The sequence below is a fragment of the Fulvivirga lutimaris genome (assembly GCF_009711525.1).
Taxonomy (GTDB): domain Bacteria; phylum Bacteroidota; class Bacteroidia; order Cytophagales; family Cyclobacteriaceae; genus Fulvivirga; species Fulvivirga lutimaris.
In genome coordinates this window covers 1-12,379 of the sequence record NZ_SMLV01000306.1, presented here as the reverse complement: position 1 = coordinate 12,379, position 12,379 = coordinate 1, and the positions used below count along the sequence as shown (strand labels likewise).

At 37.1% G+C, this 12,379-nt stretch carries 10 protein-coding genes; 5 read left to right on the top strand and 5 right to left on the bottom strand.

Annotation, left to right across the window (positions count from 1 at the left end; all coding sequences use genetic code 11):
- The first annotated feature begins 73 nt into the window (after positions 1 to 73).
- Complete coding sequence (locus tag E1140_RS05840) at positions 74 to 523, top strand: YdbT family protein (RefSeq protein ID WP_155180179.1); 450 nt, start codon at positions 74 to 76, stop codon at positions 521 to 523.
- A gap of 3 nt (positions 524 to 526) precedes the next feature.
- On the opposite strand, the gene E1140_RS05835 is transcribed toward E1140_RS05840, so the two are convergent.
- A complete protein-coding gene (locus E1140_RS05835; RefSeq protein ID WP_155180176.1) occupies positions 527 to 928 on the bottom strand; it encodes an OsmC family protein in 402 nt (133 codons plus the stop codon).
- 24 nt (positions 929 to 952) lie between these two features.
- Between E1140_RS05835 and E1140_RS05830 the strand changes: the two genes are divergently transcribed.
- On the top strand, positions 953 to 1,483 hold the full coding sequence (locus E1140_RS05830) for an adenine phosphoribosyltransferase (RefSeq protein WP_185153448.1): 531 nt from the start codon (positions 953 to 955) through the stop codon (positions 1,481 to 1,483).
- Here E1140_RS05830 and E1140_RS05825 read toward each other — a convergent pair.
- The gene (locus E1140_RS05825; RefSeq protein WP_155180170.1) at positions 1,480 to 1,914 is read right to left on the bottom strand and encodes a response regulator; all 435 of its coding nucleotides are present in this window, start codon (positions 1,912 to 1,914) and stop codon (positions 1,480 to 1,482) included. The genes E1140_RS05830 and E1140_RS05825 overlap by 4 nt on opposite strands.
- Before the next feature lie 135 nt (positions 1,915 to 2,049).
- On the opposite strand from E1140_RS05825, the gene E1140_RS05820 reads away from it, so the two are divergent.
- Positions 2,050 to 2,640: an LON peptidase substrate-binding domain-containing protein gene (locus E1140_RS05820; RefSeq protein WP_155180167.1), complete on the top strand. Its 591-nt coding sequence runs from the start codon at positions 2,050 to 2,052 to the stop codon at positions 2,638 to 2,640.
- Positions 2,641 to 2,642: 2 nt separating this feature from the next.
- Here the strand turns inward: E1140_RS05820 and E1140_RS05815 are convergent, their stop codons facing one another.
- The 3 genes from E1140_RS05815 to E1140_RS05805 form a co-directional block, all read right to left on the bottom strand.
- On the bottom strand, positions 2,643 to 6,023 hold the full coding sequence (locus E1140_RS05815) for a methylmalonyl-CoA mutase family protein (RefSeq protein ID WP_155180165.1): 3,381 nt from the start codon (positions 6,021 to 6,023) through the stop codon (positions 2,643 to 2,645).
- A gap of 92 nt (positions 6,024 to 6,115) precedes the next feature.
- Positions 6,116 to 8,401, bottom strand: a complete 2,286-nt coding sequence (locus E1140_RS05810; protein ID WP_155180162.1) for a patatin-like phospholipase family protein — start codon at positions 8,399 to 8,401, stop codon at positions 6,116 to 6,118.
- Positions 8,398 to 9,573, bottom strand: a complete 1,176-nt coding sequence (locus E1140_RS05805) for a THUMP domain-containing protein (protein WP_185153447.1) — start codon at positions 9,571 to 9,573, stop codon at positions 8,398 to 8,400. Before E1140_RS05805 ends, E1140_RS05810 begins: the two co-directional genes overlap by 4 nt.
- A 170-nt stretch (positions 9,574 to 9,743) precedes the next feature.
- Here E1140_RS05805 and E1140_RS05800 point away from each other — a divergent pair, with 170 nt between their 5' ends.
- Complete coding sequence (locus E1140_RS05800; RefSeq protein WP_155180159.1) at positions 9,744 to 11,807, top strand: 7TM diverse intracellular signaling domain-containing protein; 2,064 nt, start codon at positions 9,744 to 9,746, stop codon at positions 11,805 to 11,807.
- A gap of 113 nt (positions 11,808 to 11,920) precedes the next feature.
- Positions 11,921 to 12,328 carry an NINE protein gene (locus E1140_RS05795; RefSeq protein WP_155180156.1) on the top strand — a complete coding sequence of 136 codons (408 nt, stop codon included), beginning with the start codon at positions 11,921 to 11,923 and terminating at the stop codon, positions 12,326 to 12,328.
- Positions 12,329 to 12,379: the final 51 nt, after the last annotated feature.

The following is a 12,379-nucleotide window of genomic DNA, read 5'->3' as shown; positions in this document are numbered from 1 at the left end:
AAATAGCCAAATTGTTTGCAAGGCCATCTTAACTTTTATATTATGAAGATATAGTAACTAATACAGAAGTAACATGAATAAGCATAAAGAATTCACCATAGCCTGGGTTATTTTAGTATCCATTGTATTGGCGGGGGTAGTGGTAGGTTATGTGTATTTTATTAAAAATGATTTTGACCAAACAGAAAAAACCGGATTAATCATTTTTGCTGTGCTCTCAGTTCTGATAGTTTTGAATTTTTATGGGCTTACTGTAGAAATATCAGGAGATACCATTAAAGTATATTTTGGTTTTGGCCTGATCAGCAAAAAGATAAAATTTGAAAAGATTGAAGCTGTAGAAGCTGTTACCAACCCCTGGTATTATGGATGGGGAGTACGGATTATATCTAATGGTATGATGTTTAATGTTACCGGGACCAAGGCAATTGAAATAAGCTATAAAAACTCCAGTAGGGTATTTAGAATAGGCACAAAAAATCCTCAACGATTGGTTGAGGAAATTAATAGTAGAATTAGCTAATAGTTAAGGCCTCTCAATCACACCTTCGTAAGTGATGTTCGCCTTTAAGGAACTACCAACAGAGCAATAGCCCTCAATGGCTAATTTTATTGCCTTTTCAAGCTCCTCTTTATTGGCATCTGTCGATACCAATGTAAAAACCATGTGAATATCGGTAAAATATTTAGGATGAGTTTCCTGACGTGTGCCGTCAGCTTCAATTCTCAAATCCACTAGCTTTTTCCTTCTCTTTTGAATCATCAAAGCTACCTCCACAGCTACACAGCCTGAAAGGCCGCTTAATACCAATTGCATGGGAGACATATCTGTTTTACCCTCATCTTTCATGTCAATCTTAACTGACTGACCTTCTGTGGTGGTAGACGTATATTCGTAATCGCTATTATATTGAGTGGTGATTTTCATCCTAGTTTTGGTATTTTTGGTTCTGTGGATACGATTAAAAAACTAAGCGCAAAAATAAGAGATGTTAAGGACTTCCCTAAGCCAGGCATTGTTTTTAAAGACATAACACCAATATTAAGTGACTCTGAGCTTTGCAAAGAAATCACCCGGCTGATGGTAGATCGATACAAGTCTCAAAATATTGATGCCATCGTTGGCATTGAGTCACGTGGTTTTCTTTTTGGAATGCTACTGGCTTATGAACTGAATATTCCTTTCGTGCCAATCAGAAAAGCCGGAAAGCTTCCTTTTAGAACGATCAAGCATTCTTATGATTTAGAATATGGTAGCGCTACTATGGAAATACATGAAGATGCAATTGAAAAGGGTTGGAATGTCATTATCCATGATGACTTGCTGGCAACAGGAGGAACGGCTGATGCAGCGGCACAGCTTGTTAATACCCTAGGCGGAAATGTAAAAGGTTTCTCTTTCCTTATTGATCTGACATTTTTGAATGGTAAGGAGATGTTAAAAAAATATACTAGTCACATTGAGGCGCTAATCAGCTATTAGCTTTCACCAAAGTGCTTGTTGATTAAGTCTTCAAGCACACCAGATGTTAGTGGTTTAGATACATAATCATTGACCTGAGCATAACCATACGCCTTATTAATATCTTCCTGATATACAGAAGAAGAAAGCATGCATACCACTACTCTTTTGTTGAGATTGGGCCACACTTTTTCAGCATATTCATCTAAAAACCCCCATCCATCCATTACTGGCATATTAATATCCAATAATATTAAATCTGGGAATTCGGCAGTATTATCGATAGTGTTCTCAAGATGCGCAATTCCATCTTGTCCTTTAAGGAAAGTGGAAATATGATCCTGAGTTAATCCGGCCTTTTCAATGATCTTTCGATATATGAAACTTGATATATCATCGTCATCGACCAACATTATTTTTAATGCCTTTTTATCAATCACATCTAGTGTCAATGGTTGTTAATTTTTAATTGTAATTGGCCGAAGCTCAGTTCTTTAACTTATAAATGTTGAAAATAGTTATTTTCCCTAACAACTACAATATTAATAATCTGCAACATTATGTAAAAGGTTGGTGTTAAATGATAGATGACTCAAAAAAACTCAATCCCAATTTTCCCTCTTAATATACTTCCACTACCAGGAGAACTGGTGCCACTTCATATTTTTGAACCCAGGTATAGGCAGTTGCTTCAGGATGTAGAAAGTGATGACATTGAGTTTGGAATCTACTTTGCCAGCCAGCATAACAAGGAAAGGGTAGGTTCATTGGTGAGGCTGGAGAGTATTTTGAAGCGATATGATACAGGTGAGTCAGATATTGTTGTAAAATGTGTTGATGTTTTCCTACTTACCAAATATTTAAAGCGGCTGGGATCAAAACTTTACTCAGGTGGAGATACATATCTATTTGATGCGTATAAGGATGCTACTATTGGAGAAGCGTTAAAAACTGACTTTGCTGATTATCTGGAGATCACCAATAGTAAACTTGAGATTGACGATTGTAATATTCATGATATTGCCAATGCCCTGGATCTTGACAATAGCGATAGATTGAAATATGTCAAGCTAATTTCTTCTAAGAAAAAACAGCATTTTTTGAAACAGCGACTTGAGTTTCGAAAATTTATTTATGAACAGGAAATCAGGCAGAAGAATAACTTCCACCTGAATTAATGTTACATATTTCGTCTATACTGCCCGCCCACATGAAATAACGTTTCGGTTATCTGTCCTAATGAGCAGTGCTTACAAGCCTCCATCAGGGTTTCGAAAATGTTTTTGTTTTGGATTGCCACCTGCTGTATTTCTCGAAGGTTATCCTGAGCGACATCTTCATTCTTGGCTTGTAAATTACCAAGCATAGAAATCTGATATTTCTTTTCTTCTTCCGTTGCTCTGATCACTTCTTTAGGCAAAATAGTAGGCGAACCCTTAGAGCTTAAGAAGGTGTTAACTCCAATGATGGGGAATTCTCCTGTATGCTTCAAAGTCTCATAATACAGGCTTTCTTCCTGTATTTTACTTCTCTGATACATGGTCTCCATAGCTCCTAATACGCCACCACGCTCGGTGATTCTGTCAAATTCAATCAAGACTGCTTCTTCAACTAAGTCAGTCAATTCCTCTATAATAAATGAACCCTGTAATGGATTTTCATTTTTAGCTAAGCCCAACTCTTTGTTGATGATCAATTGTATCGCCATAGCTCTTCTTACAGACTCCTCTGTAGGCGTTGTAATGGCCTCATCGTAAGCGTTGGTATGAAGAGAGTTGCAGTTATCATAAATGGCGTAAAGTGCCTGCAAAGTTGTTCTAATATCGTTAAAGTCAATCTCCTGAGCATGTAGCGAACGACCAGAAGTTTGAATATGATATTTAAGCATTTGAGATCTTGCATCAGCACCATACTTGTCGCGCATAGCTTTGGCCCAAATTCTTCTGGCAACTCTACCAATAACCGCATACTCCGGATCGATACCATTAGAGAAGAAGAAGGAGAGGTTAGGAGCAAATTTATTGATGTCCATCCCTCTGCTTAAATAGTACTCCACATAGGTGAAGCCATTTGCTAAAGTAAAGGCCAGCTGACTGATTGGGTTGGCTCCCGCTTCTGCTATATGGTATCCTGAAATAGAGACAGAATAGAAGTTTCTAACATTGTTCTGAATGAAGTATTCCTGAACATCGCCCATTAAGCGTAAAGCAAATTCTGTAGAGAAAATACAAGTGTTCTGTGCCTGATCTTCCTTAAGTATATCCGCCTGAACTGTTCCTCTTACTGCAGAAAGAGTATCAGCTTTTATTTTATTGTATACTTCTGCCGGTAATACCTGATCTCCTGTTACACCTAGCAGCATAAGGCCAAGACTGTCATTACCTTCAGGTAATTTGCCTTGATATTGTGGTCTTTTATCTTCTTTGCCTTTATAGATGGCTTTAATTTTCTTCTCAACTTCCGCTTCTAAACCATTGGCTTTAATGTAAAGCTCGCACTGCTGGTCAATAGCGGCATTCATGAAGAAGCCAAGTAACATTGGAGCAGGCCCATTAATGGTCATGGAAACCGATGTCATTGGATCCGCAAGGTTGAATCCAGAATAAAGCTTCTTAGCATCATCAAGGCAGCAAATTGATACTCCGGCATTGCCTATCTTACCATAAATATCTGGTCGGTAGTCAGGGTCATTACCATAAAGGGTAACAGAATCGAATGCCGTTGATAAACGCTTTGCGTCCATATCCAGACTTACATAATGAAATCTTCTGTTTGTCCTTTCTGGGCCACCTTCTCCGGCAAACATCCTTGTAGGGTCTTCTCCTTCTCTTTTGAATGGATAAATACCTGCGGTGTATGGAAACTCACCAGGTACATTTTCCTGTAGTGTCCATTGTAACACATCTCCCCAGGCCTCAAATTTTGGTAAGGCAATCTTTGGAATCTGAGTATGTGATAATGACTCTGTATGGGTCTTTATCTTAATTTCTTTATCTCTAACCTTAAACGAATAAATAGGGTCAGTATATTTCTTCTTTTTCTCAACCCATTCATCCAAAGCTTTTTGGTTTTTTGGATCAAAATCTAAAGCTACTTTTTCATAAGTTTCTTCAAGTCCTTTAATTAACCTGTCTTTGTCTTCAATAGTAGACTCTTTGAGCGTATCAATTGAAGTTCTGATGCCGAATAGCTTTTGAGCTACTTTAGCCTGATCTTTAGACCATTTATCATAAGATCGGTTGTTTTCGGCTATTTCAGAAAGGTATCTGGTTCGGCTTGGAGGGATGACAAAGATCTTCTCAGACATCTCATCCGTAATCTCAAAGCTAGAGTTTAATTCAGCTCCAGTTTTTTCTACTATCTCTCTAATCATCTCAACATAGAGCCTGTTCATACCAGGATCATTGAATTGAGAAGCTATAGTTCCAAAAACAGGAATCTCATCATCTTTAGCGTGCCATAGATTATGATTACGCTTAAACTGCTTTTTAACATCTCTCAATGCATCTAAAGCACCTCTTTTATCAAATTTGTTGATCGCTATTACATCAGCAAAGTCTAGCATGTCAATCTTTTCCAATTGAGTGGCAGCACCGTACTCTGGAGTCATAACATAAAGGCTTACATCTGAGTGTTCTGTTATTTCTGTATCCGACTGACCAATACCTGAAGTCTCAAGGATAATCAAATCATAGTTAGCTGCTTTTAGTACCTGAACAGCTTCATTCACATGCTTTGAAAGTGCCAGGTTTGATTGTCTTGTGGCTAAAGAACGCATGTAAACACGATCGTTCTTGATGGCGTTCATTCTGATTCTGTCACCCAATAAGGCACCACCCGTTTTTCTTTTTGAAGGGTCAACAGATACTATAGCAATGTTTTTGTCTTCAAAATCAAGCAAGAATCGTCTAACCAATTCATCAACAAGCGAGGATTTTCCGGCACCACCAGTTCCTGTTATACCTAAAACGGGAGTTTTAACTTTATCAGCAATGTTATGTATTTTGTCAAACTCACCTTTTGCATCTTCCGGGAAGTTTTCAGCAGCAGATATTAATCTGGCTATTGATTTCACATCTTTATTTTTAAGATGAGTTACTTCACCATTCAAATTTGTTCCGGTTGGGAAATCACAACGCTCGATCATATCATTGATCATACCTTGTAGGCCCATGGAACGGCCATCATCAGGAGAGTAAATTCTTGTTATTCCATATTCATGAAGGTCTTTAATTTCTTCTGGAAGGATTACTCCACCACCACCACCAAATATTTTGATATGATCAGCTCCTTTTTCCCTCAACAAATCTTTCATGTATTTGAAGTACTCATTATGACCACCCTGATAAGAGGTCATTGCGATGGCCTGAGCATCTTCTTGAATAGCGGTATTTACCACTTCTTCAACACTACGGTCGTGGCCCAAATGAATTACTTCACAACCTGTGGCCTGTATGATTCTGCGCATTATATTGATAGCGGCATCATGGCCATCAAAAAGGCTGGCAGCAGTTACAATTCTGATTTTATTTTTTGGTTTATAAGGAGCTACTTCCTTCATATTTATTCCCTTTTTAGGTGTGCAAAAATGGAATGCAAAGGTAGCTAGAAATCGATTATTTTGCTAACAATCATTAGTTAGTGTGAGGGCTACTAATCTATTAGTCTTTTGATCTTTTGAATGGCGGCCTGATTCTTTTTAGTCTTAATATTTTCAATCAAACTTTGTTTTTCTTTACTGGTCAATCTCCAACTTAAAGATGCCCTTTTCACATTTTCAAGTTTCAAACTATCAGTTTTAGACTGGTTTTCTAAAAGGTATTCTCTCGGAACATACTGAATGTCTACGCGATCAATCGTTCCTTCAAACCAGCTTCTGGCATATTCGATTTTATTGTCATTGGTTATATCCTGTAGACTTTCAAAGTTCTGATAGATACTGCTGATAGGCATTGTGGTTTTATCTAACAACGATAAATTAGACTTTCTTTCAATTGGGCCATCCTTTTCTGAGTCACGAATGGATACCAATACTACACCTGATGTGTTTTCAGCAATCCAGTCTTTGAAGGCAAAAAGAAATTGGACAGCATCTGCAATTCCAAAATTATCGGTAACCCCAGCATCCATAATGTCTAGCGGGGGATCACTAGGCAGAGAGATATTTGGAGTAATATAAGGGAATGCTGCGCTCATTCTTAGTCCACTTAAAAAGCGAAGATTTTCACTGCCCTGATCTTTAAAGAATCTCAAAAACTCAACACCATTTATTTTGTCTTTCATGTATCCGGAGTCCAGCGCATTCATCATGTAAGACATATTTTGAGGAGAGATATAGAGCTTCCTGCCATCGTTGATAATAGTAGGAGCGAGTATCATCATAGGTATCTCACTGTTAAACTCAGGGTCGTGATACTCTTTGAGTTTTTTATCTAAAAAGCCATTGGTGTTTTTGCTCAGCTGGCGCTCAAATGAGTAGCCTCTATCTTTTGTGTACTCTAGCCCGGCATAATCAAATTGTTGAAACTCAACAAAAAGATCATTCATGAGCAGGCTGAAAATGATAGCATTTAAATTATCGCTACCCATTCTATCCAGATATTCCTGTGAATATAAGTTGTCAATCTGGCTCCGATATTTTCTCAATGCCATCTCTCTAAAATAGCTAGCACCAATCAGGCCACCCGAGGCACCTGTTATTAGCATTGTATGCTTAAACAACTCCCCATTGGTGGCACTGTCGGCATTCTGAAGCGTGTTTAGTGTCCATAGTGCTGCTCGTTGACCACCACCACTAACACAAACAAATACCATTTTAGGTTTTTTGTCAACCGGAAATTTAGCTCGCCAATTCTCAAGAATTTTTTGAGTTTGCTGTTTATCCCTTTCCCTTATTTCTGGTGTATTCGAAGCAATAATCTTATCCAAATTATATGGCGTTGCTTTTACGGTGTAATCCAAACCAAAGGCCTTGTAGGTTTTATGAGAAAAGTCTTGTTTGACAATTATGTTTAAAGCTATCAGTAGACCAATTCCTGCTGTAGTAGACCACTTGCCAAACCAATACTCAAAAGCACCGGCAAACATTACAAATACAGTAAAAAAGAGTGTGGCACTGGCAGCTGCAGGAAGTTGAAAGGCTTCATAATCTTTAAAAATTCCCATTGCTAAAATAATGACGAATATGAAGGCTTGTATCAATACTAGGTTGAGGTGATTCTGGTCAAAAACTTGTAAGACAGTTTCCTTATCATAAAACCCCTTGTAGTCATCAACGCTTTCCTTACTGAACTTTAGATTAAGAAAACTATCCACCCTGATTTGTTTTTTCTTTGCGATGTCTAATTTTTTCATCGCGTTGGCCCTGGTTGCTTTTATGTTTTGTTTAAGCTTTTCATCCAGCTTGCACACTACATATTTAAATATGTCCTTATTAGTAAACCAGAAGTAGGTAAAAAGTAAAGCTACCATACTGGTATAGCCTAGTAGCAGTCCACTGACTAAGATGGAAAGCTCTTCAAAAATGAGGTACTCATTGGAAACTTGATAACTTATAATGTACCCCACATAGGTGATGATGAATACAAATGGGACGATGCTATTATTAATACTGAAAATGGTAAAGGGTTTGGGCAAAGTACCAATAAATGAGAATCGATGACCATCAATTATATAAGTTGCAATATTAAATGCGATGCTAAATCCGGCTATTGTTATTCCAACGATAAAGAATGAAAGGAAATTGACTTTGTTAATATAGACCGGGTCTAAAAAGAGGTAGGGTATACCAAGGTACTGGCCCAAATTTCCAGATATCATGGCAAAAAGTACTACCCAGCACAAAAGAAGAACATGATTTCTTCTTAAGTGATTAATTAATAGTTGAATTGGAAACGAATAATAAAAGCCTTGCCCTATCTTTCTCAGCTGACGAGTCATATAGGTAATTTAGCATTTTTTTTACTCCCACCATATAGTTCATACTCTAAGAGACGGGCATCTATTTTAGCATTGTAAAACTCCATTCTCCTTTTTGCTTTTAATCCCACCCGTTTGGCAAGATCCAGATTTCCTGTAAAAATGTAGCCCATGTATCCTTTAGCTCTCTGCTTGAAAAAATCACCTATTTCAGAATAGGTTTTTTCCAATTCAGTGACTTCGCCTAGTCTCAAACCATATTCAGGATTCATAAAAATTACACCTTCTTCTTCTGGTAAGGTACAATCTTTATAGTCAACTTGTTCAAAGTCTATGAGGTGAGAAACTCCCGCCACCTGAGCATTTTCTTTAGCCGCGTTCAACGCTAAGTTGCTGACGTCACTCGCCATAATTTTAAAGTCCAGTTTGGGTTTCATTTTTGAAAGGGCATCTTCTCGCATTTTTTTCCAGTGAATTGGATCAAATTGAAAAACATGCATAAACCCAAAGTTGTCGCGCATTAGACCAGGGGCCTTGTCGATGGCTAATAATGCTGCTTCAATAGCCAAAGTGCCACTACCACACATTGGGTTAATAAAGGGGCTTTTTCTATCCCATTTAGATTTCATGATACAAGCTGCAGCCAATGATTCTGCCATAGGGGCTTTGAAGGGCATTTTCCTGTAACCATGCTTTGAAATCGTTTCGCCTGAAGTATCAATATAAACAGAGGCCCAATCTCCTTTCCAATGCAAATAGATCATTGTTTGTGTTTGATCTGGGCCCGAGTCAGGTCTTCTCCCTTTGATATTATGGATCTTGTCAACTATCGCATCTTTTGCTTTTAGATTAGCGAAGCGCGTATCCTTGATAGTGTCATTTTTAACATAACCATTGATACTTATATAGCCATCAGATTTAATCCATTTGTCCCAATCCAACTTATAAAGCTCCTTATATAGGATATCTGGGTGGGGGCATCTAAATGATTTTAGATGAAAAAGAACTTTATTGGCTGTTCTTAGATGAAGGTTGAGCTTCATAGTATCTTCAAAACTTCCTTCGGTTTCAAGACTGAGATGATCGGTGTTCCTTACTATATAACCAAGGTTTTTTACCTCTTCTGTTAAGATGTCAATAATGCGAGGTCCACATGTTATTACTATTTTATTATTGTCTGCGTTTGGATTCACAATGAGTCTTGGTTATTGATTTGATCAGATTAAAGTTGCTTAATGGTGAGCAAAGTTGAAAAGTCTAATTGATTTATCAAATGTAATAACAATTTGTAGCTGTTGCTGCTATTAAACTATTCTTTCATCGTGTTTGAAAATAGATTAAATTAGGAATTGATTTATCCAAAATGAATATCAAAAACATTGCTCTTGTTTTATGTCTTTTGGCTTCCAGGCTGGTATTGGCAGATCAAAATAGCGATACGGTCAACTTTAAACTGAACCTTAATAACGCAATCAAATACCTCAAATCTGACGAGAATAGGTTGACTTTTCAAGAGGCATTGAAAAAATTGGAAAATGGTCAATTTATCTCTAATTCATTATCCCAGCCGCTAAATTTCGGATATGACTCTAGTGATTTTTGGTTCTACACTGAATATAGAAATCAGAATATTGCACTTAAGGTACTGGAGTTGCCTTATCCTTATCATCAACATCTTGATTTATATATTAATAAAGATAGTAGTTGGCAGAAAATTGAAACTGGTACATTGTTGCCTTTTCATTCCAGAGGCACTTTACAACCACTTGACTATGCATGGCCAATATCAGCGCAAAGTGGGGATAACATAAAAGTAATGATCAATATAAGGTCAAAAGCACCGGTGATTGTTGGACTAAACCTTCGTTCACAGACAAGTTATCTAACTAATGCCGAGAACGTCAATTTACTATACGGACTCTTTTTTGGGGCTTTGATGATTATGCTTCTGTATAATCTATTTCTCTTTGTCATAATTAGGGATGTCACTTACCTCTATTACGTGCTTTTGGTACTAGCCAATACAGCTGTTTTTGCTGCTGTGACTGGCTATGCCTTTAAGTACCTTCACCCAGAGACGCCCGAGATAAACGTATATATTAAAGAGTTTTTAATTGCCTTTTTGACTATCCCAACGTCATTGTTTGCTATATCATTTCTTGAACTAAAGAAGAATAGTAAGGCAGCCTATAATGTCCTTTTGGCAATGCTTTGTTTAGGCGCCTTTATTTCAATATCAACATTATTTGGTGTTACTTATGGCTTCTCTTCATTGATTATTTCCTTTCAGGCACCGTTGCTGTTAGTTATAGGAGTAATAGCAAGAATCAAAGGCAATAAGATTGCCAATTTTTATATAATAGCTTGGTCTGGATACCTTGTTGGTGGATTGGCGATGACACTTAGGAATAGAGGTGTATTGCCTGCTACATTTCTTACTGACCATGGTGCTGAATTTGGAACGGCATTGGATCTGTTTTTACTGGCACTCGCACTTGCATATAAGTACAAAAAGATAAGAAATGAAAAATCACAATTGCAAAGGGAAAATATTAGACTGGTGGAGCAGCAGAATGAAATTCTGGAAGAAAGGGTAAGGCAAAGGACAGAGCTTATTAACTCAACACTTGAGATGGTTAAACATCAGCATGAAGATTTGATGAGTCGTAACTCAGAGATGAATTCGAGCATCGATTATGCTTTAAAAATTCAACAATCGATGTTTCCTGATAAGGAAAAACTGATAAAATCTTTTAAAGATGTGATGCTTTTTAATCAACCTAAGGAAACGGTGTCTGGAGATTTTTTCTTCTTTGAAAGGATAAACAATAAGCTTTTTGTTGCTGTGGTAGATTGTACTGGTCATGGAGTGCCTGGTGCTTTAATGAGTATGGCCGGATATAATTTGTTTTACGATGCTATTAATGTTGAGAAGTTAGATAATCCAAGCGCGATTTTACAATATGTTGAAAATCACCTCCATCTACGACTCAATCAAAAGGAGAAGATTGTAAAAGATGGAATGGAGGCGGCTATATGTATGATTGACACCAAAACAAAGCAGGTGCATTTCTGTGGAGCCCAGAGACCACTACTCGTTATAAGATCCAAGAAGGACCCTGAGCTAATAAAAGGTTCTAAAAGATCAATAGGTGGTTATTTTCAGAATTTAGAAGAAGGTTTTCATAGTCACACCTTAGATTATAATGAAAATACTTGTTTGTATCTTTATTCGGATGGCTTTCAAGATCAGTTTGGGGGCATTCATGACAAGAAATACCTTTCAAAAAATATGATTCAAAAGTTAGTTACCCTGTCCGGCCTTAAAGGTGCTCATCAGGAAATGAAACTTGAGGAAGAATTTAACTCATGGAAAGGGGAGAAGGAGCAGGTTGATGATGTACTTATATTAGGTCTGAAGTTGTAGGTAATACCTTGATGTTGGGTTAATTATAGGGTCAATAAATAACTGCTACAAATTGGAATTGATCTAATGTTTAGCTTAATTAGGTAAACATTCTAAAACTTAAATAATCAACTATGAAAAAAGTATTCTTACTAACCATGTTAATTGCAATGTTTGCTTCTGTTAATTCTTTTGCTTCTTCAAGCAAGTATAAAATAGATGAAGCAGCTATTGATCAGGTATTCGAAACTGGTGTAAATGTTTTGTCTTTGGAAGGATCTAGCGATCTAATGGATATTAACAATATCACTTCTGTTAAAGCGGGTCAAAATGCTTGGATTGCTGTTATTCTTGACCTTCTTATTGGTGGATTAGCAATTCACAGAGTTTACTTAGGAGGTACTCCAATACTTATTTTGGGATACTTATTAACCTTTGGTGGAATCTTTGGACTAGTGCCGTTTATTGATTTGATTGTATTAATCATTAATAATCAGGATATAAGTAAATATATTGATAACAATGCATTCTTTATGTGGTAATAACTGCCTCTAAATAATTGTAAAAAGGCTCTATTAATTAATAGAGCCTTT

Excerpts from the sequence above, each read along its gene's own strand:
- E1140_RS05840 (WP_155180179.1), top strand. The coding sequence starts at position 74 with ATGAATAAGCATAAAGAATTCACCATAGCCTGGGTTATTTTAGTATCC.
- E1140_RS05815 (WP_155180165.1), bottom strand. The coding sequence starts at position 6,023 with ATGAAGGAAGTAGCTCCTTATAAACCAAAAAATAAAATCAGAATTGTA.
- E1140_RS05795 (WP_155180156.1), top strand. The coding sequence starts at position 11,921 with ATGAAAAAAGTATTCTTACTAACCATGTTAATTGCAATGTTTGCTTCT.
- E1140_RS05800 (WP_155180159.1), top strand. The coding sequence starts at position 9,744 with ATGAATATCAAAAACATTGCTCTTGTTTTATGTCTTTTGGCTTCCAGG.
- E1140_RS05835 (WP_155180176.1), bottom strand. The coding sequence starts at position 928 with ATGAAAATCACCACTCAATATAATAGCGATTACGAATATACGTCTACC.
- E1140_RS05810 (WP_155180162.1), bottom strand. The coding sequence starts at position 8,401 with ATGACTCGTCAGCTGAGAAAGATAGGGCAAGGCTTTTATTATTCGTTT.
- E1140_RS05820 (WP_155180167.1), top strand. The coding sequence starts at position 2,050 with ATGACTCAAAAAAACTCAATCCCAATTTTCCCTCTTAATATACTTCCA.